This is a genomic window from Paracoccus sp. DMF-8 (assembly GCF_029309835.1).
GTDB lineage: Bacteria > Pseudomonadota > Alphaproteobacteria > Rhodobacterales > Rhodobacteraceae > Paracoccus.
This window is the reverse complement of sequence record NZ_JARJHL010000003.1, coordinates 1-21,605: the sequence shown is the minus strand read 5'-3', so window position 1 is coordinate 21,605 and position 21,605 is coordinate 1. Positions and strand designations below refer to the sequence as shown.

Sequence of the window (21,605 nt, the reverse complement as noted above, 5' to 3'; positions counted from 1 at the left end):
GGGCTAATCGGCAACGAAAAGCACATAGCCCAGCGTGATGGCGGCCAGCGTCGCGATGATCTGCCACAGCGCGGCCGCCACCAGCCCCGCGGCGACCGGCAGGATCCATTGCGTCCAGGGCTCCTGCGCCTGCGGATTGCCCCAGCGCGCGTGGCAATAATAGGCGACAGCGCCGAACAGCGCCATCTGGATCAGCCTCACCAGATCGGAGGGACCGGGCTGGACGCTGGCACGCCGTTTCTTCGGGCGCGGCGGATCGGGCACCCGCCTTTCGACCTTGCCCAGCCCATAGCATTTCAGGCATTCGCGCCGCTTGGAATCGGTGCCGTAGCCACCGCAAAGATCGCAGGTTTCCTGAACGATCATCCTGGTCTCTCCCTTTGAACAGGGGGGCGCATTCCCGTCGCCTTGGGAATGATTCCGGATCGCGTTAACGGTACGAAAATCCTGCGCTCCTCGGCTGTATCAGTCAAGTCGTTCGCGGCCCGGAAGCGACGGCGAGGCAGATGACGCCGGGATGCGAAGGCGCCTGATCCGGCGATGATCTCACCCTTCCTCTTGTGACAACGCGCGAATGGTCCTATTCCCTGCGAAAATTCGCAGAAGGGTTCACCGCATGACCGACGCGCCGAAAAAAGTCGTCCTTGCCTATTCGGGCGGGCTCGACACCTCGATCATCCTGAAATGGCTGCAGACCGAATACGGCTGCGAGGTCATCACCTTTACCGCCGATCTCGGGCAGGGTGAGGAACTGGAACCGGCCCGCGCCAAGGCCGAACTGCTGGGCATCGCCCCGGAAAACATCCATATCGAGGATCTGCGCGAGGAATTCGTCCGCGATTTCGTTTTCCCGATGTTCCGCGCCAATGCGTTGTATGAAGGGCTGTATCTGCTGGGCACCTCGATCGCGCGGCCGCTGATTTCCAAGCGTCTGGTCGAACTCGCGCATCAGCACGGCGCCGATGCCGTGGCGCATGGTGCGACCGGCAAGGGCAACGATCAGGTGCGTTTCGAACTCAGCGCCTATGCGCTGGATCCGTCGATCCGGGTCATCGCGCCCTGGCGCGAATGGGATCTGACCAGCCGCACGAAACTGATCGAATTCGCCGAACAGAACCAGATTCCGATTGCCAAGGACAAGCGCGGCGAGGCGCCTTTCAGCGTCGACGCGAACCTGCTGCACACCAGCAGCGAGGGCAAGGCGCTGGAAAACCCCGCCGAACAGGCGCCGGATTACGTCTATCAGCGCACCGTCAACCCCGAGGATGCGCCCGACACCCCCGAATATATCGAGGTCACCTTTGAACGCGGCGATGCCACGGCGATCAACGGCCAGGCGCTGTCGCCCGCGACCATCCTGACCGATCTGAACGAATATGGCCGCAAGCATGGCATCGGGCGGCTGGATTTCGTCGAAAACCGTTTCGTCGGCATGAAGTCGCGCGGCATCTATGAAACGCCGGGCGGCACCATCCTGCTCGAGGCGCATCGCGGCATCGAACAGATCACCCTGGACAGCGGCGCGGGCCACCTCAAGGACAGCCTGATGCCGCGCTATGCGGAACTGATCTATAACGGCTTCTGGTTCAGCCCCGAACGCGAGATGTTGCAGGCGCTGATCGACAAAAGCCAGGAACACGTCACCGGCACCGTGCGTCTGAAACTGTATAAGGGTTCGGTCACCTGCGTGGGCCGCTGGTCGGATCATTCGCTGTATTCCGAAAAGCATGTGACCTTCGAAGACGACGCCGGTGCCTATGACCAGAAGGACGCGGCGGGCTTTATCAAGCTGAACGCCCTGCGGCTGAAACTGATCGGCAACCGCAACGCGAAGTTCAAATGATCTCGAAAGGCCGCAGGAAACTGCGGCCTTTTCGTTCGGGCGCGGTAAAGGCGCGCTGGTTGCCGGATCGCGCATGACCGGCTGGATATGGTCGATCAGGCGACCGCGATGCAGAATTCGGCCACCGGCGAGACCGACAGTTTCGATGCCGGCACCCGCCGTAAGCACCGGTCCACGACGGCGACCAGACAGATGAAGCCGCGCGAACTGGCCCGTCCCGGGCCTCGGGCGGGGTAACGCAGGATGGTGCACAGATATTCGGCAAGGCCGCGGACGCAAAGATGTCCGCGGCCTTGCCATGTTGTGATCGGGCGGGGCGGCGCTCAGCGGGTCGGTGCTCAGCCACCTTCGGCGGTAAAGGCATCCCCGCTGAATGTGCCGCGAAAGCCGGGCAGGGGGCGCCACAGGGTCTGGCCGGGGACGAAGCGGCTTGGCCGGGTTTCCGAACCGAACAGCGTGCTGCGATGGGCGGACATCGCATAGCCCTGTTCGTCCACCATATCCATGCAGTCCTGCAACTGATGGGCAAAGCGCAGCCAGCTTGCCGCCGGGTCGGCCAGCGTCAGCGTGACCGTGTTCCCGCCGAAATCCGGGATCGCTGCCAGAATGCCGCCCTCTGCCTCGAAACCAAAATTCGGGCAGGTCGCGGGGCCGCCATAGGCGTCATACAGATCGGGGCGGTTCAGCAGCACCTCTCCGGGACGCAGATCGAAACTTACCGTCACCGTATCGCCGGCCTTTGCGACCGCATAGGTGATGTTCCACGGGCCGCCCGCCTCGTCGATCTCGGCCGCCCAGGCACAGGTTTCGCCGATCAGCACCTTTTCCTGCGGGTCCAGATGGATGTTGCGGTCGTTGATCGGATAGATCCGCTGCCATGTGCCCATCAGCGCGCCATGTTCCATCGCCAGCCGGTATTGGGCCGAAGGCGTCGCATAGACATCCCCGATCGAACGCACGTCGCTGCCGTTCATCACCATGACCAGTTTCGGCGTGGTGCCGGTCAGGGCCTCGACCTCGGCCACCAGCGGGGCATGGGCGGCATTGAAGGCGGTGCGGAAATCCGCCGCGCTTTGCGTCTTGGCCGAGGTCCCGATGAAGGCAAAGACATAGGGACAGTGCAGACCTGTGCCGAAACTGGCCGCCAGCCTTGCGCTTTCACGCAGCCAATAGATCTGGTTGCGCCCGCAGGGGGTGGGGTTGTCGGGCTGGAATTCCTCGATCCGGCGCCCGCCGCTGCCGTGGTCCGCGATGACGGCGCCCCGCTGCACATCCCCGCCGTCGCGCCAACGGGCGGCACGGGCATATTGGAACGCATAGGCGGGCGAGACGCTGCCAAGCGCCGCTGCCGTCATGAAGCCGCTGGCCGGAACCTGCTGGTCAATCGCCTTGATCGCCGCACCCGCGGGGCCAAGCATCGCGCCATCGGCATCGACCAGCCCATAGGTGAAATACATCTGGTTCGTGGTCGCCGCGTCCAGTGGCGCCAATGCCTCGGCGCTGCGCGAGGGGCGGTTTTCGCTTTGCCCATAGGCGGGCAGCAGTTCCAGCGTTGTGACGGAAGGTCTGGGGGCCGTCACGCCCCCACCCGAAAATCCGCGTGGATTTCCTCCATCGTATAGGGCTAGGCGCCGCCTTCGGACCGGCCAAAGATGGCGATGCGGTGGATCGTGCCGATCAGATAGCGCCCGCAGTTGAAGCGCGTCGGATTGGGGTCGGTGTTGACGAAGCTGGTCGCAACCGTCGCGCCTGCGGCATTGATCAGGTCAAAGCTGTCCAGCAGGTCGTCGATCCGCCCGGCCAGAACGACGCGCGTGCCATAGGGCGTTGCGCCCGCGTTCACGTTCAGGTTTGTGTCATCCGCAGCCGAGGCGCGCAACTGCCCCGCTTCGTTGCTGAAACTGATGCGACTGCCCGCGCCGTTCAGCACCTGCCCGCCGCTTGTCGCGGCTGCCGTGACCGTGAAATCGACCACCGCGAAAACCCCGTCACCAGCGGCCAGATTGGTCAGGTTCTGCGATTGCAGCCAGATCCCGTTGTCAAAGACAAAGCCCTGTTCATTGCGCTGGACCGGGTTGCCGCTGCCGGTGGCGATCAGCCGCGCCTGCGCCGCGCCGATGGCATTGATTGCCGTGACGGCGCTGTCCGTGCCCTCGATCGGGGTCGAGGCGTCGATATACAGCAGCGCCTGCGTATAGTCGATGTCGCGGGCGACGGCCTGTTCGACCAGCAGGCCGATGATCTCGGTCTCGGTCGTGCCGTTGATATTGGTCCAGGTGACCAGCAGTTCATACAGACCGGGTTCGGACAGTTCGATGGCCATGAATTCGTCGACGCGTTCGGTCACGCTCGCGCCGTTCAGGGTCAGCTGCCATGCGACCTCGGGGGCGGGGCGCCCGGTCGCGCTGCCCAGATTGACGGTGACGCTGTCGCCAAGCGCCGCCGATGCCGGTTGCAGCGAGGGCTGGTTGACGACCACGGGCGGCAGCGGCGCTTCGCCAATCGCCAGCGTTTCGCCCTGCGCGTTCAGCAGGGTCGCGGAATCCGCGCCGAAATGGACCGCAGCGACGCCGTCGAACAGGCGCCTTGCGATATCGGGGTGAATGGTGACGGTCATCGCTCAGGCCCCCTTGACCAGAACGATATCGGTGGCGCGCTTCTGGCTGGCGGGCAGGTCTTCGTATTCGCGGAAATCATCGACCACGATCAGCCGCGACACGCCAGCGGCCTGCGCCGCTTTCAGGTTCTGCGGGCTGGTCTTTTCCAGATCGCCCAGAGTGATCGCCTGATCCGTTGCGATGAACAGCGATTTCACCTCAAAGACCTTGGCGACATATTGGTTGTAGCCTTCGATGGTCCAGGTCGTCGCGGCACTGTCGCCTTCGCCATTGACGATCAGATCCAGCGACCATGCGCCCGCCGCGTCGGTCGTCGCCTCGACCTTTTGCGTGACGATGCGCAGGCCATTGTCGAAAACATCCGATCCGTGCAGCGTGGCGATGATCTTGCCCTCGGCGACGGGGGCAAGGGTGGCATCCATCAGGATGCCGCTGACTGTGGCTTTGTTGGGCATGACTTGCTCCTGAAACTCTGTCCGAAAGGCGCAGCCATTATCAGAGAGGTTTCAGGGCGTTGCGTTCCGGCGCCAAGCAACGGCCCAGAGGCGGGTCATGCGAGGCGGGTTTCCGGGGCGGTCAGGCGGCGCTTTCGCCAGTCACGCCTTGCTGCTGGCGCCATTGGTCCGGGGTCGTGCCCTCGCTTTCGCGAAACACCCGGATCAGATGCGAGGCGTCGCAAAAGCCGGTTTCCTCGGCGATACGGGTGACGGTCTGGCCGGTCTGACCCAGCAACATCCGCGCTTGACCCAACCTGATTCGAATCGAGGCATCCGCAGGCGGGATACCCAGATCGGCGCGGAAATGGCGCTCCAGCTTGCGGCGGCCGACGCCCAGATCCTTGGCGATACGGGCGACTGACAGGGGCGCGTGCAGGTTTTGCTGCATGGCCAGCAGCGCGCGGCGGACCAGCGGGTCGCGGGCGGTCAGCTCCAGCGGCAGGCCGGGCTGCGGGCGGTCGCCGGTCAGCGCCTCGTCGATCATCATGATCGACAGGCTTTTGCGCGCCGCCGCGCGGCCGATGTGGCGATCGACCAGAAAGGCGGCCAGATGCGCCGCGCTGACGCCGCCGGAACAGGACAACCGGTCACGGTCGACGACAAAGATCTGGTCCGAAACCGGCTGCATCTTTTCGAATTCGGCCAGAAAATCCTGATGATGAAACCAGCTCACGCAGCAGCGATATCCGTCCATCAAACCCGAGCGTGCCAGTGCAAAAACCCCGGTGCAGATCCCGATCAACGCAACACGTGCCTGGGCCGCGCTGCGCAAAAATGCGACGATTTCCGGGCTGGGACGGCTGCCCGCATCAATCAGCCCGCCAACATGGACGATATAGTCAAACCGCGATGGATCGCCCAATCGCTCCTCGGGCTGGATGCGCAACCCGCAAGAGGACTGGATCGCCGACATGTCATGCGACAGCACCGTCCATTTGCAGCGGATCGGCCGCGATCCGTCCCCGTCATCTGCCGCCAACCGCAGCACATCGACGAAATTCGCAAAGGCAGAAAGTGTAAAGCGCGGGGCGAGAATGAAACCAATGCGAAGCCGTGGCGCGGGTGTCGTGGTCATGTCGTGATTCTCTGATAAGCACTGACGCAATGGTGCTATATCACGCCGCAATCCGCATTGCGATAATTCTATGGACTATGTGACCGTGGGTTGCGGCTCCTCGTCACCTTCGGTGATCGCGGGCGGATCCTCTCCGGCCAGGAAGTTCCCGAATTTCTGCATGCTGGGTATATGCGCCGACAGGACGCGCAGGACGACCAGCATGGGAACCGCGACGACCATGCCCAGGATCGACCATAGCCAGGCCCAAAGTGCGACGGTCAGGAAAACCACGACCGTGTTCAGCTCCAGCCGGCTGGAGACAAGAAAGGGCGTGATAAGCTGCCCCTCGATCCCACAGATCAGCCAATAGGTGCCTGCGATCATCAATGCGGTCCAGATGTCCGGCTGGACCATCAGTGCCACCACAAAGGCAATCGCCACCCCCGCGATCGGTCCCAGATAGGGAATATAGTTCAGCAGGAAGCAGGCCAAACCCAGCAACAGCGGGCTGGGCATTCCCCATGCCCACATCGCCATCCCCATGATCGCGCCCAGACAGGCGTTGATCAGCGTGATCGCCCCCAGATAGGTGCCCAGGCTGTCCTCGATCTCGCGAAGTGCCAGATAGGCGCCGCGCTTGTCGCGCATCGTGTCGAAGCTTTGCACGATCTTCAGATACATCAGATCCCCCGAGGCCAGCAGGAAGAACAGCATGAACAGGGTAAAGATGATCTGTCCGACGATTTCCGGCCCAAAGGACAGCGCGCCCATCAGGGTCGAGCTGACCGAGGGCGAGGTGACCTGTACGTTGATCTGCTGATCGGCCGGGTTCGGTTCCTGCGGTGTCGGGTCGGTGGTGATGGTGCCGGTGACGCGGTGCTGGCCGGGTCCGGCGGCGACAGGCTCGGCCTCTGGCTTGGTGCCGCTGCCCGACAGTTCGTCAAGCTTGGCTGCCGCCTCCTCGAGCCCGTGGAAATTGGCGCGCAATTCGGAAATTCGCGCCTCCAGTCGGGCCGAGATTTCAGGCGCAATCGCGACCATCCGCTGGATTGGTCCGGAAATGGCAAAGCCCACGCCGATGACGCCGATGACCAGCCCGACGGTCACGACGGCGGCGGTGACGGTCGCACCGATTCCCATGCGCTCCATCCAGCGGCGAAAGGGAACAAAGACAAAGAAAAGGAGAACCGCCAGGGTCACCGGCATCAGAAAGCCGCGCGCCTGCGCGATGAAAAAGAACAGCAGGATCACGAAAATGCCGATGACGGCCCAGCCCGGAACCTTGCCGGGACGCGCTTCGGCATCAGCGGAAATCGGAAACAGATGTGGATCGTCCCGATCAGGATAAGGCATGGAGCCCCCAAAACCAGTTGGCTCAATCGCAACGCCATGGTGGGCGCGCAGTTCCGGGGCGGGGGCGCGCAAGTTGAAAAAGGGGCCGGTCAGGCATGTCCCGACCGGCCCTCGGTGCGACTGGAAAGGGGGGGCCTAGATCGCGTGATCGCCGCTTGCGTCGATCACCCGCGTCGGCAGGCCAAGCGTGCCCAGCAGTTCAAGGAAGGGCCGGGCGGGCAGATCCTCGACGTTGACCATTTTCTTGACGTCCCAGGTGCCACGCGCAACCAGGATCGCGGCGGCGACCGGCGGCACGCCCGCCGTATAACTGATGCCCTGGCTGCCGACCTCGTTATAGGCGTCCTTGTGGTCGGCGACGTTGTATATAAAGACCTCGCCCGGTTTGCCGTCCCGGCTGCCCTTGATCAGATCGCCGATGCAGGTCTTGCCTTCGTAATCGGGGGCGAGGCTGGCGGGATCGGGCAGCACCGCCTTGACGACCTTCAACGGCACGACCTCCAGCCCCTCGGCGGTTTTCACGGGCTGTTCCGACAGAAGGCCCAGGTTTTGCAGCACGGTAAAGACGTTGATGTAATGCTCGCCAAAGCCCATCCAGAACCGCACATCGGCGGCAGGATAGCGGGCCGACAGGCTGTGAACCTCATCATGGCCGGACAGATAGGCGGTGCGCTTGCCGACGACGGGCAGGTCCCATTCGCGGCCCACCTCGAACATCTTGTTGGTCTGCCAGTCGCCATTCTGCCACGAATAGACGGTGCCGGTGAATTCGCGGAAGTTGATTTCCGGGTCGAAATTCGTCGCGAACCAGCGGCCATGCGAACCGGCGTTGATATCGACGATATCAATGGATTCGATGCTGTCGAAATATTCGTCTTCGGCCAGACGGGCATAGGCATTCACCACGCCGGGGTCGAAGCCGATGCCCAGAATCGCGGTGACGCCGGCCTTTTTGACATCCTCGCGCCGGGTCCATTCGTAATTGGCATACCATGGCGGGGTTTCGCAGACCTTGGCCGGATCCTCGTGGATCGCGGTGTCCAGATAGGCGGCGCCGGTCTGGATGCAGCCTTCCAGAACGGTCATGTTGATGAAGGCCGAACCGACATTGATGACGATCTGCGCATCGACCTTGCGGATCAGGGCGGCGACCGCATCGCTGTCCATCGCGTCCAGCGCATGGCTGGTGAATTCCGCCTTGTGACCCTTGGCCTTGATACTGGCGATGATGTCATCCGCCTTGGACTGCGTCCGGTTGGCGATATGAAGCGTGCCGAACTCGGTCGCGTTTTGCGCAACCTTATGCGCTGTCACCTGAGCGACGCCGCCGGCGCCGATGATGAGAACGTTTCTGGCCAATTCAGTCTCCTTTCTGTGGCTGAACAGGGTCAGGACAGGCTGTCCTTGTAGTCGTCATAGGAAAACTGGCGAACAAGGCGCACCGTTCCGTCCTCTTCGCGGATCGCGATCGAGGGCATGGCGACGCCGTTGAACCAGTTTTTCTTGACCATCGTGTAACCGGCCGCATCCGCGATGCTGATCCGGTCGCCGATCCGCAGGGGCGCGGGGAAACGCCCGTCGCCAAAGATATCGCCCGCAAGGCAGGTCTTGCCCGCGATCTGGTATTCGTGCGCGCCGTCCTGCGGCAGTTTGGCGGTTTCGCGATAGATCAGCAGGTCCAGCATATGCGCCTCGATGCTGCTGTCGACGATGGCCACGTCCTTGCCGTTGTTGATGATGTCCAGCACGGTGACCTCCAGCGTGGTCGAGTTCGTGATGCTGGCCTCGCCCGGTTCCAGATACAGCTGGACGCCGAAACGGTCCTGAAAGGCGCGCAGGCGGGCGGCCAGATCATCCAGCGGATAATCGTCGCCGGTAAAGTGAATGCCGCCGCCAAGTGACACCCAGTCCAGTTTTTCCAGAAAGCTGCCGAATTCGGTTTCGATCCGGGTCAACTGCTGGTCGAACAGCGCGAAATCGCGGTTTTCGCAATTGTAGTGGATCATCACGCCGCTGATGCGGTCCAGCGCCGCATTCAGCCGGTTCAGGTCCCATTCCCCAAGCCGCGAGAACTGCCGCGCCGGGTCGGCCAGATCGAAGCCGCTGGTCGAAAAGCGCGGGTTCAGCCGCAGGCCCGTCGCGATGCCGCTGGCCTTGTCGCCGAAACGGTCAAGCTGGCTCAGGCTGTTGAAGATGATCTTGTCGGCATAGCCGATGGCCTCGTCGATTTCGTGATCGGCCCAGGCCACGGAATAGGCGTGGGTTTCCTTGCCGAATTCCTCACGGCCCAAACGCAGCTCGAACAGGCTGGACGATGTCGTGCCATCCATGAAGGGCCGCATGAAATCGAACGCCGACCATGTCGCAAAGCATTTCAGCGCCAGCAGGCATTTCGCCCCCGAAGCCTCGCGCAGATGCGCGATCTTTTCCATGTTCCGGCGCAGGGCGGCCAGATCAATCAGATAATAGGGCGTCGGGAGAGGCTGCATCAGCGAACCCTTTGGAAACTGAAACGGAATGGCCGCATATAGGGGCGATCACGCTGTTTCGCAAGGAATGGTGACGCAGGGGTGACAATCTGCGTGGGGTGGCGTTAGATCCGGTCGCCTAGCGCGTCAAACCAGTGAACGCGCGCCGGGTCGGGCGCCAGCCGCAGCTCTTGCCCGACCGGCAGGTCGTGTTCGCCGCTCAGCCGCAGGGCGACCGGATGGCCGAGGGCATCGGCATGGATAATGGTTTCATGGCCAAGCCGTTCGACATGGCTGACCACCCCGGCAATGCCGCTGTCGGCGATCTGCAGATGTTCGGGGCGGATGCCCAGTTCCGCCGCGCCCGCAGGCGCGCCGGGCAGGGCGCCTGCATCCAGAAAATTCATCGCGGGCGATCCGATGAACCCCGCGACGAAACGGTTTGCGGGGCGGTTATACAGTTCCATCGGGGGGCCGGATTGTTCGATGCGGCCCTTGTTCAGCACGACGATGCGATTGGCCAGCGTCATCGCCTCGACCTGATCGTGGGTGACATAGATCATCGTGGCATTCAGGTCGCGATGCAGCCGGGCCAGTTCGATGCGGGTCTGCACGCGCAGCGCGGCATCGAGGTTCGACAGGGGTTCATCGAACAGAAACAGCCGGGGCTCGCCGCACGAGTGGCGCGGCCGATGGCGACGCGCTGGCGCTGGCCGCCCGAGAGTTCGGCGGGCCGACGCTCCAGCAGGGGGCCAGCGCCAGCATATCGGCGGCGCGGGCCACGGCGGCATGTCGATTTCGGCGCGTCGGCCTGCCCGCCTGTTTCAGCGCAAGGCCCATGTTTCCGGCGACCGTCAGATGCGGGTAAAGCGCATAGGTCTGGAACACCATCGCGATTTCGCGTTTCGATGGCGCCATGTCGTTGACGCGTTGCCCGCCGATCAGGATATCGCCGCTGTCCGATTCCTCCAGCCCCGCGATCATCCGCAGCAGCGTCGATTTCCCGCAACCCGACGGGCCGACAAAGACGCAGAACTCGCCCGGCTCGACCGTCAGGCTGACGCCGGGGATCACCTCGACCGCGCCAAAGCTTCTTGCGCAGGTTTCTCAGTTCAGAGATTGCTGCATCTTTGCCTCTTCAATCGGACCGGCTGGCCGGTGCGGATGGATGTGTCGGCGGCCAGACAGACAGCCAATGATGCGACCGCATCCGCCCTGTGCCGCGCCAGATCCGTGTCATCGGCAATCGCCCGGGCCATGAAGGCCGCTTCGGCATCGCACAGCTCCTGATGGCCCGGTTCGCCCTGCATGGACAGATCCTGATCGGGCTGGCCGACGCGGTGCAGCCGGATCTTTGCGGTTTGCGTATGGGTGTCGATATCGTCGGAACGCGCATCATCGGGCATGCGGATGCTGACCGCGCCATTCGGGCTGACCACGTCTTTGACGAAAAACGCGGTGTCGGACATCATCGGTCCCCAACCCGCCTCATACCAGCCGACCGAACCATCGGCGAACAGCACCTGCAAATGGCCGTAATTATACATGTCGGGCGCGATTTCATCCGACAGGCGAACCCCCATGCCGCGCACCTCGACCGGCGGGGCATCGGTGATCTGGCACATGACATCGACGTAATGCACGCCGCAATCGACAATGGGCGATGTCGTCTGCATCAGCGCCTTGTGGACATCCCATGTCGCGCCGCTGGATTGCTGGTTCAGGTTCAGCCGGAAGACATAGGGGCCGCCAAGCGCCCGCGATTCCGCAATCAGGCGCTGCCAGCTTGGGTGGTGGCGCAGGATATAGCCGACGACCAGCTTGCGCCCGGTGTCGCGCGCCACATCGGCCACGGCCTGCGCATCCGCGACCGTCGTCGCCAGCGGCTTTTCCACGAACACATGCGCCCCGGCCCGCATCGCGGCGATGGCATATTCGGCATGGCTGTCGGAATAGGTGGCGATCACCGCGACATCGGGGCGGGTGTCGGCCAGCGCCCTGTGAAAATCGCTGAAACGCGGCAGGCCCGACAGTTCATCCGGCAGATCGACCGGCGAACGGTTCACCAGCCCGACGATCCGCACCCCCGGCAGTTTCGCCCAAGCCAGCGCATGGCTGCGCCCCATATTGCCCAAGCCCGCGACCAGAACCCTCATTTGACTGCCCCCGAGGTGATGCCGCGGATCAACTGCCGCGAAAAGATCAGGTAAAGCACCAGAACCGGCACGATCGCCAGCGTCAGCGCCGCCAGAACCGCGTTCCAGTTGGTCACGAACTGGCCAAGGAAAACCTGCGTGCCCAATGTGATCGTCTTGGTGCCTTCGGACGGGGCAAGGATCAGCGGGAACCACAGGTCATTCCAGATCGGGATCATGGTGAACACGGCAACCGTCGCCAGCGCGGGCCGGATCAGCGGCAGGACCAGCCGGAAAAAGATCGCATATTCCGACAGCCCGTCCATCCGCCCTGCCGATTTCAGGTCGTCCGAAATGCCCGACACGAATTCCGCCAGGATGAACACGGCAAGCGGCAGCCCCTGCGCGATATAGACCAGAATCAGCGCGGCCAGCGTGTTGTTCAGCCCGGCCGCGACCATGCCTTGCAGGATCGACACCGTGCCAAGCCGGATCGGGATCATGATGCCAAGCGCCAGATACAGCCCCATCAGCGCATTGCCGCGAAAGCGGTATTCCGACAGCGCGAAGGCCGCCATCGCGCCGAACAGCAGCACGCCCGCCAGCGACAGGCAGGTCACGATCAGCGAGTTCTGGAAATACAGCAGGAAATCGCCCTGCGCCGCGACCGTCTGATAGCCGATCAGGCTGAAGCTGTCGGCATCGGGCAGGGCCAGCGGCTCGCGAAAGATCGCCTGCCGCGATTTGAAACTGTTGATGACGACGACCCAGACCGGAAACAGCGCGATCAGCGTATAGATCAGCAGGGCGATATGGGCGGCGATCATGCGGGCGCGCATCAGAACTGATACCTCCGCAGGCGGCGGTGGATGCCGAACAGATACAGGCAGACGCCGGCCAGAATGATCACGAACATCACGCTGGCAATGGTCGCGCCCATGTTCGGATCGCCCAGTTGCAACTGGAACCCGAAGAACGTGCGGAACATGAATGTGCCCAGAATATCAGTCGCGTAATTCGGCCCGGCCAGCGCCCCCTGACTGACATAGATCAGGTCGAATGCGTTGAAATTTCCGACGAATGTCAGAACCGAAATGATCCCGATCGCGGGCAGGATCAGCGGCAGCTTGATGCGCCGGAACTGCGACCAGCCGGTGATGCCGTCGATCTCGGCGGCCTCGATCACCTCATCGGGGATGGAAATCATCGCGGCATAGATCAGCATCATCGGAATGCCGACGAATTGCCAGACAGAGATCAGCGCCAGCGTGGTCAGGGCCGATCCCTCGCGTCCCAGCCATGGCGCGAACAGCGATTTCAGCCCGACCGCATCCAGCATGTTCGGCGCGATCCCCCAGAGCGGCGACAGGATCAGCTTCCACGCGAAACCGACCACGACAAAAGACAGGATCGTCGGAATGAAAATCGCGGTCCGGTAAAAGGCCGCCCCGCGCAGCCGGTTCGACGACAGCAGCGCCGCCAGCGCGATGCCGATGGGGTTTTGCACCAGCATATGCACGATGAAAAACCACAGGTTGTTGCCAAGCGCGTTCCAGAAAGCCGCGCTCCACCGTGGATCGCCGAACAGGGTCTGGAAATTCGCCAGCCCGACAAAGCCGTCGCCGCGAAACAGCGCAAGGCGCAGCGTGCCGAACAAGGGCAGGATCATCACCAGCGTATAGATGATGACGGCGGGGGCCAGAAAGACCAGGATATGCGGGCGCTTGAACATGGCGGTCGGCCCCGGCGAACCGGGGCCGTGACCTTATTGCGCGGGCTGATACCAGCTTTCCAGACCGTCCTGCAGTTCCTTGGCGCCTGCCTCGGGCGTCAGGGTGCCGTTGACGACGGCGGCGGATATGCGCCACGCCTCGTTTTCCAGATCTCGGCGTGCCGCGCGACAGGATCTGATAGGTGGATCGGATGGTCGATTGGCAATTCCCGCGCCAGCCGATGAATTCCTGTGCCAGCGGATCCTCCAGCGCGACCTCGCCGCTGGACAGCGGGAAGAAGCCGGGCAGGGCATTGGCGTAAAGCGTGGCGAATTCGGGGCTGGCGACCCAGTCCAGGAAGATGCGCACCTCGTCGGGATGTCGGGTCGCGGCATTCATGCCGATGCCGATATCCGTGTGATCCGAGATATAGCAGGTATCGCCATCCGCCGGGACCGGGGGCGGGAAGGCGCCCATTTCAAAGGCGCCGCCGATCTGCGGGGTGAACGGCCCGATTTCCCATGACCCTGTCGGATAGATCGCCGCGCGGCCAAGGGTGAACAGGTTCTGGCTGTCGGGATAGGTCTGCGCCTCGAACCCGTCGCCAAGGTAGTCCTTCCAGCGGGCAAGCTGTTCCAGCGGCGCCACGAATTCGGGATCGGTCAGCTTGGCGGTGCCCGCGATCAGCGCCTTGCGGCCATCCTCGCCGTGCCAGTAATTCGGGCCGATGTTCTGGTAACCCATCGTCGCCGCTTCCCACTGGTCGGGGTGCCCATCGCCATCGGGATATAGCTGCCCTCCTCTTTGATCTTGTCCAGCAGGGCAAAGAATTCATCGACGGTCCGGGGCGGTTCCAGCCCCAGTTCGGTAAAGGCCGCCTTGTTATACAGGAACCCGTGGATCACGCTGGCCATCGGCACGCAGAAGGTTTTCGACCCGTCATCCGTGGACCAGCCCGATTTCGCGACATCGCTGAAATTCGCCATGCCCGCCAGATCGGTCAGATCGGCCAGCTGGCCCTGTTCGAACAGTTGCAGGGATGCGTCAAAGGGCCGGCAGGTGATGATATCGCCCGCCGAACCGCCCTGCAGCTTGGAATTCAGCACAGCATTGTATTCCGCCGGGGCCGAGGGCGTGAAATTCAGCTTGATCCCCGGATGTGCGGCCTCGAACGCCGGGATGATCTTTTCCTGCCAGATCGGCAGGTCGTCATTGCGCCAGCTTTCGATGTTCAGCACCACATCCTGCGCGAATGCGGGCGTGCCCGGTGCCGTCGCCGCCAAAAGGATCGCGCTGATTTTGCCCAGCTTCATGGTCGTTCTCCCTGCTTGCGGCTGTTTCGCCGCTTCTGTTAGCTGAGGTCAGGTTGCAGCCCGCCGCCATGGTCGTCAAGGAGTCGTCACATGCAGTTCTTTCTGGGTCTTGATGGTGGCGGGACCGGATGCCGCGCGGTTCTGGCCGATCGCGACGGCCGCGTTCTGGGCCGGGGCGAAGGCGGGCCCGCCAATATCAATTCCGACCGCGATGGCGCGCTCGCCGCGATCATGGACACGGCGGGGCAGGCGCTGGACGGGCGCGCGCCCGGTGACGTTGCGGCATGTCTGGGGCTGGCCGGGGCGAATATTTCCGGCGCGCGCAACTGGCTGGGACCGATGCTGCCCTTTGGCCGGGTGCGGGTCGTGCATGATGCGGTGACGGCGGTGGCGGGGGCGCTTGGCGCGGGCGACGGGGTGGTGGCGGCCATCGGCACGGGATCGGTGTTTTCGCGCCAGATCGGCGGCGCGGTCGAAACCATCGGCGGGTGGGGTCCGGTTCTGGGGGATGAGGCCAGCGGCGCATGGATGGGCAGGCTGCTGCTGACATTGACCCTGCGCACGCAGGACGGGCTGGTCGAGCCGACGGGTCTGACGCTGGCGGTGCTGGATCAACTGGGCGGGCCGCAGCAGATCGTGGGCCTTGCGCGCACGGCCAGCGGCGCCGATTTTGCCCGCGTTGCGCGGCTGATGCTGGAATATCCGGGCGATCCGGTGGCCGAACAGGTGCTGGATGCCGCCTGCGATTACGTCATTCAGGCCATCACCCGGTTGCAGGGGGGGCGCGATCTGCCCGTGACCTTCACCGGCGGGCTTGGCCCGATCTTTGCCGACCGGCTGTTTGACCGCTGGAATCAGCGCCCCGCGCGCGGCACGCCGCTGGACGGCGCGCTGCGGCTGGCGCTGGAAATGGCCCAATCAGATAAGGCGTGATCATTCGTCCACGACCGCCAGGATCTGCGGCAGGGCGGGGCAGGGCAGCAGGGCGTTTTTCGACACATCCGCCAGCGTGTGGTTGTGCAAAAACACATAGACATGCGCCGACAGGCTTTCCCACAGCCGGTTCGACAGGGTCTGTGCCCGCGACCCGGACACGCCGCCCGTCGCGCCCGCGCCGACATGCAGGGCGCTGACGGTTTCATCGACGGCTTCCAGGATTTCGGCGACGCGGATTTCCGACGCGGGACGGGCCAGACGATAGCCGCCGCCCGGACCGCGCACCGATTCGACCAGCCCGGCCCGGCGCAGCCGCACAAACAGCTGTTCCAGATAGGGCAGCGAGATATCCTGCCGGTCCGAAATTTCCGCCAGAGAGGTCAGGTTGTCGCCCTTGGCGATCGCCAGATCAATCAGCGCGACCATCGCGTAACGACCCTTTGTCGATAGTTTCATGGGGTTTCTCTCCTTCGCGCAGGGATCTGCGGGCTGCCTGTGGGGCTGGCCAAAGATTTGGCCAAAGATTGACGCGGGCCAGGGCTTCGGTCTAATCCGCCAAAGCCGTGCCTTGCGTTTCTTGTGTTCTTCCTGCGTGCTTCCCAAGTATGGGTCTAATGGTGAGCCGCATAAGCGTCAAGAAAGCCGAAATCGAAGGAAGCCCATGCCTGAACTGATTTTCCCCGGTCCCGAAGGTCGTCTGGAGGGACGCTACCACCCCCAGGCCAAGCCGGACGCCCCGATCGCCATCATCCTGCACCCCCATCCGCAATTCGGGGGGACGATGAACAACCGGGTGGTTTACAACCTGCATTACGCCTTTCATCAGATGGGCTTCACGGTGCTGCGCTTCAATTTCCGGGGCGTCGGCCGCAGTCAGGGCGAATTCGATCAGGGCATCGGCGAACTGTCGGATGCCGCATCCGCGCTGGATTACCTGCAGGCGATGAACCCGAATTCCAAGCATTGCTGGGTCGCGGGCTTCAGCTTTGGCGCATGGATCGGGATGCAACTGCTGATGCGGCGCCCGGAAATCACCGGTTTCGTGTCGGTCGCGCCGCCTGCGAACATGTATGATTTCAGCTTTCTGGCGCCTTGCCCGTCGTCGGGCCTGATCATCAACGGCACCGCTGACCGTGTCGCGCCGCCGAAAGACACCCACGGCCTTGTCGGCAAGCTGCGCGAGCAGAAGGGCATCACCATCACCCACGAGGAAATCGAGGGCGCGGACCATTTCTTCCGCGATGACGAGGTGCATATGAAGCCGATGATCGCCAATGTTCAGGGCTATGTCCGCCGCCGCCTGACCGAAACCACGCGGTAACGGGGTTTGGGCGGGCTGATGCTGCGTCTGCTTTCGGGCCTGTGGCTGGTCGTGGTCGCGGGTCTTGCTCTGCTGGCCGAGGCGCTGGCCACGGGGCTGGAGGTGGACAGTATCCATTGCATCATCAAGGGCGATGAGATCTGCCCGACAGGCGACATGATGGACAGCTATCCGCCCGCGACGCTTGGCGTGGTGCTGCCCCAGCTTGATCCGCTTGGGCTGGCGGTGATGGGCCTGTGCCTGATGCCGCTGGCGGTGCTGGCGGTGCTGCGGCCCCTGCGCGAACGTCCGGTCCTGATCGCGGGCACGCTGGTTCTGGCCGCGCTGATCCCATGGCACATGATCCGCGAAAACGGCGGCGCCTGCGACATCCCGGTCGAGGTCAACCGCCTGCAATATCTGGCCCCCGCGATCATCGGCGCCCTGCTGTCGCTGCGTTTCGCCCGCCGCCACGCCGGGCGCGGCAGATGACGGATTACTCCGCCCTGATCGCCTTTCTGATCGAGGCGGACCGGCTGAAATCCGTCGACCGCGCCAATGTGCTGATGGACGATTCGCGCGCCGAAAACAGCGCGGAACATTCATGGCATGTGGCGCTTTACGCGATGGTCTTTGGCGGGTCGGACCGGGCGATTGCCATGATCCTGCTGCATGATCTGGTCGAAATCGACACGGGCGATCATCCGATCCATCTGGCCCATGACGCCGCCGCCGTGCAGGCCGCCGAACTGGCCGCCGCGCAACAGTTGTTCGGCCTGCTGCCGGGTGGCGCGTCCCTGCTGGCGCTGTGGCAGGAATTCGAGGCGGGGCAAAGCCCCGATGCGCGTTTCGCCAAGCGCATGGACCATATCCAGCCGCTGTTTCAGGTCCTGCTGTCCGATCGTCCGCGCCCCGATCACCTGCAGATCGTGCGCGACAACATGGGCGGGGGCCGCGCCGCGCGACTGTGGCAGGAATGGCCCGAGGCGATGGCGGCGGCGCAATCCCTGCTGGACGGCCAGCCCCTGCCCGACAGCGATCTGGGGCGGCGTCTGGCCTTTCTGGCGGTGGCGGACCGGCTGAAATCCGTGTTGCGGGCCGGGCGGCTCTGCGACGGGTCGCGGCGCGAAAATACCGCCGAACATAGCTGGCATCTGGCGCTTTACGCGCTGGTCTTGGGGGGCATCGCCGGGCCGGGCGTCGATCCGGCGCGGGTGATCCGCATGCTGATCCTGCATGATCTGGTCGAAATCGACACGGGCGATGTGCCGATCCACGCCAATGGCGGCGCCTCGCATCATTCGCAGGGGCAGGTTGCGGCCGAACAGGCGGCGGCGCGGCGGATCTTCGGGCTGTTGCCGCAGGCGCAAGGGCAGGGCTTCCGCGCGCTGTGGGACGAATTCGAGGCGGCCGAAACCCCGGATGCGATCTTTGGCAAGGCGCTGGACCGGGCGCAGCCGGTCGTGCTGAATCTGGCCAGCGATGGCGGGACATGGCCGGAATACAATGTCACCTACGACCAGTTGGTCGCCCGCGTCGGGCGCCAGATCGAACGCGGCGCGCCGGATCTGTGGCAATGGCTGGACGAACGCGCGCGACAGTGGTTCGCCCATGCCTAGGCGTGCCGCGGCACTTTGCCTGTGCTTTTTCGGCATGGCGCTGCTGGACCACGGCATCGCCGGGATTGCCGCGCAGATCAGCGGCCCCCTGCCATCGGGACGGGGCTTTGACGCCTTTGCCGAAGTCGCCGGGCGGCGCCGTCTGGTCACCGAGGCGCTGCAACCTGCGGGCCTTGTCGTCCTGATTCTGCTGGCGCTGCGCATCGCCATCCCGCAGGGCGTCACTCGGCAGGACCTCGGCCTGCTGATCGGCATCCTGTTCGCCCTGACCGCAGGCCGGTCCTTTCTGGGGATCGGAGAGGGCTTTTCCACCCGTTTCGGCCTGCCCGTCGTGATTTGCGGTCTGGCCGCGCTGTGTCTGAACCAGATGATCGCCCGGCGAAACCGTCCCTGACACCCCCGCCGGATGCCCCGACGCCGGCCATGCGCCGCGCCCGTCCGAAGATTGGCGGAAATTTGGTATGCAATCGCATACACACCTTTCCATTCCCCGCATTCCCGGCTATAGCGGCGCCGAGCGCGTTCCATTCCATGAGGGGGTACCCATGTCGAAGATCAAGGTAGCGAACCCGGTCGTCGAGCTTGACGGCGACGAGATGACCCGGATCATCTGGCACTTCATCAAAGACAAACTGATCCTGCCCTATCTCGATATCGACCTGAAATATTACGATCTGGGCATCGAACACCGCGATGCGACCGACGATCAGGTCACCATCGATTCCGCCCTTGCGATCAAGGAACATGGCGTCGGCGTCAAATGTGCGACGATCACCCCGGACGAGGCGCGGGTCGAGGAATTCGGCCTGAAAAAGATGTGGAAATCGCCCAACGGCACGATCCGCAACATTCTGGGCGGCGTGATTTTCCGCGAGCCGATCATCTGCCAGAACGTGCCGCGTCTGGTGCCGCATTGGACGCAGCCGATCATCGTCGGGCGTCACGCATTCGGCGACCAGTACAAGGCCACCGATTTCAAATTCCCCGGCGCGGGCAAGCTGACGATCAAATTCGTCGGCGATGATGGCGAAGTCATCGAACACGAGGTCTTCCAGGCCCCCGGCGCCGGTATCGCGCAGGCGATGTACAACCTGGACGATTCGATCCGCGATTTCGCCCGTGCATCCATGAACTATGGTCTGCAGCGCGGCTATCCGGTCTATCTGTCGACCAAGAACACCATCCTGAAAGCCTATGACGGCCGCTTCAAGGACATCTTCCAGGAGGTCTATGAGGCCGAATTCGAAGACGCCTTCAAAAAAGCCGGCATCCATTACGAACACCGCCTGATCGACGATATGGTCGCCTCGGCGCTGAAATGGTCGGGCGGCTATGTCTGGGCCTGCAAGAACTATGACGGCGACGTGCAGTCGGATACGGTCGCGCAGGGCTTTGGTTCGCTTGGCCTGATGACCTCGGTTCTGATGACGCCCGATGGAAAGACGGTCGAGGCAGAGGCGGCGCACGGCACCGTCACCCGCCACTACCGCGAACATCAGAAGGGCAAGGAAACCTCGACCAACTCGATTGCGTCGATCTATGCTTGGACCGGCGGTCTGAAACATCGCGCGAAACTGGACGACAACGCGGCCCTGCTGAATTTCGCGCAGACGCTGGAGCGTGTGACCGTTCAGGCGGTCGAGGATGGTTTCATGACCAAGGACCTCGCGCTGCTGGTCGGCCCGGATCAGAAATGGCTGACCACGATGGGCTATCTGGAAAAAGTCGACGAATATCTGAACAAGGCGCTGCAAGGCTGATTGCCGCGCAGCCGCATGATGAAAGGCCCGAGATCGCTCTCGGGCCTTTTTCGTTCACTCGGCGCGCTTTATTCCGGGTTGGCGCCGGTCGGGTCTTCGACGGCGGGATACCAGTCGGCGATGATCACCTCGGTTTCGCTGCCCAGTTCCTTCAGTTTCGCGGCGAAGGCTGCCGGGTCGGTGCCGCGATGGTGATAGGGATAGACCTGAACGGGGGCAAAGGCCGCGACCCCTTCGGCCGCCTGATCGGCGGTCATCGTATAGGGCAGGTTCATCGGCACGAAGGCGACGTGAATGTCTGTCAGCGCCTTCATCTCATCCGTGGCCTCGGTATCGCCCGCGATGTAGAAACGCGCCCCGCCGATGGTCAGGACATAGCCGTTGTCGCGGCCCTTGGGGTGGTATTGCAGCCGGTCCTCGGTGATGTTGTAGGCGGGGACGGCGCTGATCATCAGCCCGTCCAGATCTGCGGTTTCGCCATTGGCCATGGCGGTGGTGCGGGCCTTCAGCGCGTCAGACATCTTTTCCAGCACCGCCGGGTTCGAGATGATCCGCGTCTGTTCGCCCAGCAGGGCCTGCAAGCGGTCCGGGTCGAAATGGTCGCCGTGTTCATGGGTGATCAGGATCAGGTCGGGCTGGGGCAGGTTGGCATAAAGCGCCGCATCGCCCACCGGATCGACCGCAATCACCCGGTCGGGCAGTTCCAGATAGAAAGAGGCATGTTCGATCGGACGGATCGACACCGTGGCGGGGGCCGCGTCCTCGGCCGCGCCGATGCGGGGCAGGCCGCCCATGGCGATGCCGGTCAGCGCCAGTTGCAGGGAAATCCGTCTGGTCATGCGCATTCTGTCGTCCTTTCGCGAAAGGGGGGGATGCCATCGCAACCGATCCGGGCGGTCACGGGTTCCTGACGACAGTATAACCCGCATTCCGCCTTTCACCTTTGCAGATTCGTAAAACCTGCGCTAATGCAGAAGAAATTGCGTGGAGTCCC

21 protein-coding genes and 2 pseudogenes are annotated in these 21,605 nt (G+C 63.4%); 8 read left to right on the top strand and 15 right to left on the bottom strand.

Annotation, left to right across the window (positions count from 1 at the left end):
- Positions 1 to 3: 3 nt before the first annotated feature.
- On the bottom strand, positions 4 to 366 hold the full coding sequence (locus tag PE067_RS00735; protein WP_276187379.1) for a hypothetical protein: 363 nt from the start codon (positions 364 to 366) through the stop codon (positions 4 to 6).
- 250 nt (positions 367 to 616) lie between these two features.
- Here PE067_RS00735 and PE067_RS00730 point away from each other — a divergent pair, with 250 nt between their 5' ends.
- Positions 617 to 1,843, top strand: coding sequence for an argininosuccinate synthase (locus tag PE067_RS00730; protein WP_276187378.1), 1,227 nt, complete (start codon positions 617 to 619; stop codon positions 1,841 to 1,843).
- Positions 1,844 to 1,930: 87 nt separating this feature from the next.
- A complete protein-coding gene (locus tag PE067_RS00725; protein WP_276187377.1) occupies positions 1,931 to 2,080 on the top strand; it encodes a hypothetical protein in 150 nt (49 codons plus the stop codon).
- Between the two features lie 101 nt (positions 2,081 to 2,181).
- Here PE067_RS00725 and PE067_RS00720 read toward each other — a convergent pair whose 3' ends face one another.
- The 12 genes and pseudogenes from PE067_RS00720 to PE067_RS00665 all read right to left on the bottom strand — a co-directional run bounded on the left by PE067_RS00720 (position 2,182) and on the right by PE067_RS00665 (position 14,996).
- Positions 2,182 to 3,423, bottom strand: a complete 1,242-nt coding sequence (locus PE067_RS00720; protein WP_276187376.1) for a hypothetical protein — start codon at positions 3,421 to 3,423, stop codon at positions 2,182 to 2,184.
- Positions 3,424 to 3,467: 44 nt separating this feature from the next.
- Positions 3,468 to 4,460, bottom strand: coding sequence for a hypothetical protein (locus PE067_RS00715; protein ID WP_276187375.1), 993 nt, complete (start codon positions 4,458 to 4,460; stop codon positions 3,468 to 3,470).
- Positions 4,461 to 4,463: 3 nt separating this feature from the next.
- Positions 4,464 to 4,916, bottom strand: a complete 453-nt coding sequence (locus PE067_RS00710) for a hypothetical protein (RefSeq protein WP_276187374.1) — start codon at positions 4,914 to 4,916, stop codon at positions 4,464 to 4,466.
- 121 nt (positions 4,917 to 5,037) lie between these two features.
- Complete coding sequence (locus tag PE067_RS00705) at positions 5,038 to 6,033, bottom strand: GlxA family transcriptional regulator (RefSeq protein WP_276187373.1); 996 nt, start codon at positions 6,031 to 6,033, stop codon at positions 5,038 to 5,040.
- Positions 6,034 to 6,108: 75 nt separating this feature from the next.
- Entirely contained in the window at positions 6,109 to 7,368 is a 1,260-nt protein-coding gene (locus tag PE067_RS00700) for an AI-2E family transporter (protein WP_276187372.1), read from the bottom strand.
- Positions 7,369 to 7,503: 135 nt separating this feature from the next.
- Positions 7,504 to 8,727: a saccharopine dehydrogenase family protein gene (locus PE067_RS00695; RefSeq protein ID WP_276187371.1), complete on the bottom strand. Its 1,224-nt coding sequence runs from the start codon at positions 8,725 to 8,727 to the stop codon at positions 7,504 to 7,506.
- 29 nt (positions 8,728 to 8,756) lie between these two features.
- A complete protein-coding gene (gene nspC, locus PE067_RS00690) occupies positions 8,757 to 9,857 on the bottom strand; it encodes a carboxynorspermidine decarboxylase (RefSeq protein WP_276187370.1) in 1,101 nt (366 codons plus the stop codon).
- Positions 9,858 to 9,961: 104 nt separating this feature from the next.
- Positions 9,962 to 10,910: pseudogene (locus PE067_RS00685) on the bottom strand (ATP-binding cassette domain-containing protein).
- Between the two features lie 38 nt (positions 10,911 to 10,948).
- On the bottom strand, positions 10,949 to 11,992 hold the full coding sequence (locus PE067_RS00680; protein ID WP_276187369.1) for a Gfo/Idh/MocA family oxidoreductase: 1,044 nt from the start codon (positions 11,990 to 11,992) through the stop codon (positions 10,949 to 10,951).
- Complete coding sequence (locus PE067_RS00675; RefSeq protein WP_276187368.1) at positions 11,989 to 12,810, bottom strand: carbohydrate ABC transporter permease; 822 nt, start codon at positions 12,808 to 12,810, stop codon at positions 11,989 to 11,991. The genes PE067_RS00680 and PE067_RS00675 overlap by 4 nt, the downstream gene beginning before the upstream one ends.
- Entirely contained in the window at positions 12,810 to 13,703 is an 894-nt protein-coding gene (locus PE067_RS00670) for a sugar ABC transporter permease (protein WP_276187367.1), read from the bottom strand. Before PE067_RS00670 ends, PE067_RS00675 begins: the two co-directional genes overlap by 1 nt.
- Positions 13,704 to 13,736: 33 nt before the next feature.
- Positions 13,737 to 14,996 (bottom strand): annotated as a pseudogene (locus PE067_RS00665) (ABC transporter substrate-binding protein).
- 90 nt (positions 14,997 to 15,086) lie between these two features.
- Here PE067_RS00665 and PE067_RS00660 point away from each other — a divergent pair.
- Positions 15,087 to 15,929, top strand: coding sequence for a BadF/BadG/BcrA/BcrD ATPase family protein (locus tag PE067_RS00660; protein WP_276187366.1), 843 nt, complete (start codon positions 15,087 to 15,089; stop codon positions 15,927 to 15,929).
- Here the strand turns inward: PE067_RS00660 and PE067_RS00655 are convergent, their stop codons facing one another.
- Complete coding sequence (locus tag PE067_RS00655; protein WP_276187365.1) at positions 15,930 to 16,388, bottom strand: Rrf2 family transcriptional regulator; 459 nt, start codon at positions 16,386 to 16,388, stop codon at positions 15,930 to 15,932.
- Positions 16,389 to 16,593: 205 nt separating this feature from the next.
- On the opposite strand from PE067_RS00655, the gene PE067_RS00650 reads away from it, so the two are divergent.
- The 5 genes from PE067_RS00650 (at position 16,594) to PE067_RS00630 (ending at position 20,611) form a co-directional block, all read left to right on the top strand.
- Positions 16,594 to 17,253, top strand: a complete 660-nt coding sequence (locus PE067_RS00650) for an alpha/beta hydrolase (protein WP_276187364.1) — start codon at positions 16,594 to 16,596, stop codon at positions 17,251 to 17,253.
- An 18-nt stretch (positions 17,254 to 17,271) separates the two neighbouring features.
- A complete protein-coding gene (locus tag PE067_RS00645; protein ID WP_276187363.1) occupies positions 17,272 to 17,724 on the top strand; it encodes a hypothetical protein in 453 nt (150 codons plus the stop codon).
- Positions 17,721 to 18,851 carry an HD domain-containing protein gene (locus PE067_RS00640; protein WP_276187362.1) on the top strand — a complete coding sequence of 377 codons (1,131 nt, stop codon included), beginning with the start codon at positions 17,721 to 17,723 and terminating at the stop codon, positions 18,849 to 18,851. The genes PE067_RS00645 and PE067_RS00640 overlap by 4 nt, the downstream gene beginning before the upstream one ends.
- Positions 18,844 to 19,245 carry a hypothetical protein gene (locus tag PE067_RS00635; protein WP_276187361.1) on the top strand — a complete coding sequence of 134 codons (402 nt, stop codon included), beginning with the start codon at positions 18,844 to 18,846 and terminating at the stop codon, positions 19,243 to 19,245. The genes PE067_RS00640 and PE067_RS00635 overlap by 8 nt, the downstream gene beginning before the upstream one ends.
- Before the next feature lie 151 nt (positions 19,246 to 19,396).
- A complete protein-coding gene (locus tag PE067_RS00630; protein WP_276187360.1) occupies positions 19,397 to 20,611 on the top strand; it encodes an NADP-dependent isocitrate dehydrogenase in 1,215 nt (404 codons plus the stop codon).
- A gap of 68 nt (positions 20,612 to 20,679) precedes the next feature.
- On the opposite strand, the gene PE067_RS00625 is transcribed toward PE067_RS00630, so the two are convergent.
- On the bottom strand, positions 20,680 to 21,456 hold the full coding sequence (locus PE067_RS00625) for an MBL fold metallo-hydrolase (protein WP_276187359.1): 777 nt from the start codon (positions 21,454 to 21,456) through the stop codon (positions 20,680 to 20,682).
- Between the last annotated feature and the right edge of the window lie 149 nt (positions 21,457 to 21,605).

What these genes read in the sequence shown, in the direction of transcription:
- PE067_RS00735 (WP_276187379.1), bottom strand. Translation starts at nt 366, where the DNA reads ATGATCGTTCAGGAAACCTGCGATCTTTGCGGTGGCTACGGCACCGAT.
- PE067_RS00730 (WP_276187378.1), top strand. Translation starts at nt 617, where the DNA reads ATGACCGACGCGCCGAAAAAAGTCGTCCTTGCCTATTCGGGCGGGCTC.
- PE067_RS00725 (WP_276187377.1), top strand. Translation starts at nt 1,931, where the DNA reads ATGGTCGATCAGGCGACCGCGATGCAGAATTCGGCCACCGGCGAGACC.
- PE067_RS00715 (WP_276187375.1), bottom strand. Translation starts at nt 4,460, where the DNA reads ATGACCGTCACCATTCACCCCGATATCGCAAGGCGCCTGTTCGACGGC.
- PE067_RS00710 (WP_276187374.1), bottom strand. Translation starts at nt 4,916, where the DNA reads ATGCCCAACAAAGCCACAGTCAGCGGCATCCTGATGGATGCCACCCTT.
- PE067_RS00705 (WP_276187373.1), bottom strand. Translation starts at nt 6,033, where the DNA reads ATGACCACGACACCCGCGCCACGGCTTCGCATTGGTTTCATTCTCGCC.
- PE067_RS00700 (WP_276187372.1), bottom strand. Translation starts at nt 7,368, where the DNA reads ATGCCTTATCCTGATCGGGACGATCCACATCTGTTTCCGATTTCCGCT.
- nspC (WP_276187370.1), bottom strand. Translation starts at nt 9,857, where the DNA reads ATGCAGCCTCTCCCGACGCCCTATTATCTGATTGATCTGGCCGCCCTG.
- PE067_RS00680 (WP_276187369.1), bottom strand. Translation starts at nt 11,992, where the DNA reads ATGAGGGTTCTGGTCGCGGGCTTGGGCAATATGGGGCGCAGCCATGCG.
- PE067_RS00675 (WP_276187368.1), bottom strand. Translation starts at nt 12,810, where the DNA reads ATGCGCGCCCGCATGATCGCCGCCCATATCGCCCTGCTGATCTATACG.
- PE067_RS00670 (WP_276187367.1), bottom strand. Translation starts at nt 13,703, where the DNA reads ATGTTCAAGCGCCCGCATATCCTGGTCTTTCTGGCCCCCGCCGTCATC.
- PE067_RS00660 (WP_276187366.1), top strand. Translation starts at nt 15,087, where the DNA reads ATGCAGTTCTTTCTGGGTCTTGATGGTGGCGGGACCGGATGCCGCGCG.
- PE067_RS00655 (WP_276187365.1), bottom strand. Translation starts at nt 16,388, where the DNA reads ATGAAACTATCGACAAAGGGTCGTTACGCGATGGTCGCGCTGATTGAT.
- PE067_RS00650 (WP_276187364.1), top strand. Translation starts at nt 16,594, where the DNA reads ATGCCTGAACTGATTTTCCCCGGTCCCGAAGGTCGTCTGGAGGGACGC.
- PE067_RS00645 (WP_276187363.1), top strand. Translation starts at nt 17,272, where the DNA reads ATGCTGCGTCTGCTTTCGGGCCTGTGGCTGGTCGTGGTCGCGGGTCTT.
- PE067_RS00640 (WP_276187362.1), top strand. Translation starts at nt 17,721, where the DNA reads ATGACGGATTACTCCGCCCTGATCGCCTTTCTGATCGAGGCGGACCGG.
- PE067_RS00635 (WP_276187361.1), top strand. Translation starts at nt 18,844, where the DNA reads ATGCCTAGGCGTGCCGCGGCACTTTGCCTGTGCTTTTTCGGCATGGCG.
- PE067_RS00630 (WP_276187360.1), top strand. Translation starts at nt 19,397, where the DNA reads ATGTCGAAGATCAAGGTAGCGAACCCGGTCGTCGAGCTTGACGGCGAC.
- PE067_RS00625 (WP_276187359.1), bottom strand. Translation starts at nt 21,456, where the DNA reads ATGCGCATGACCAGACGGATTTCCCTGCAACTGGCGCTGACCGGCATC.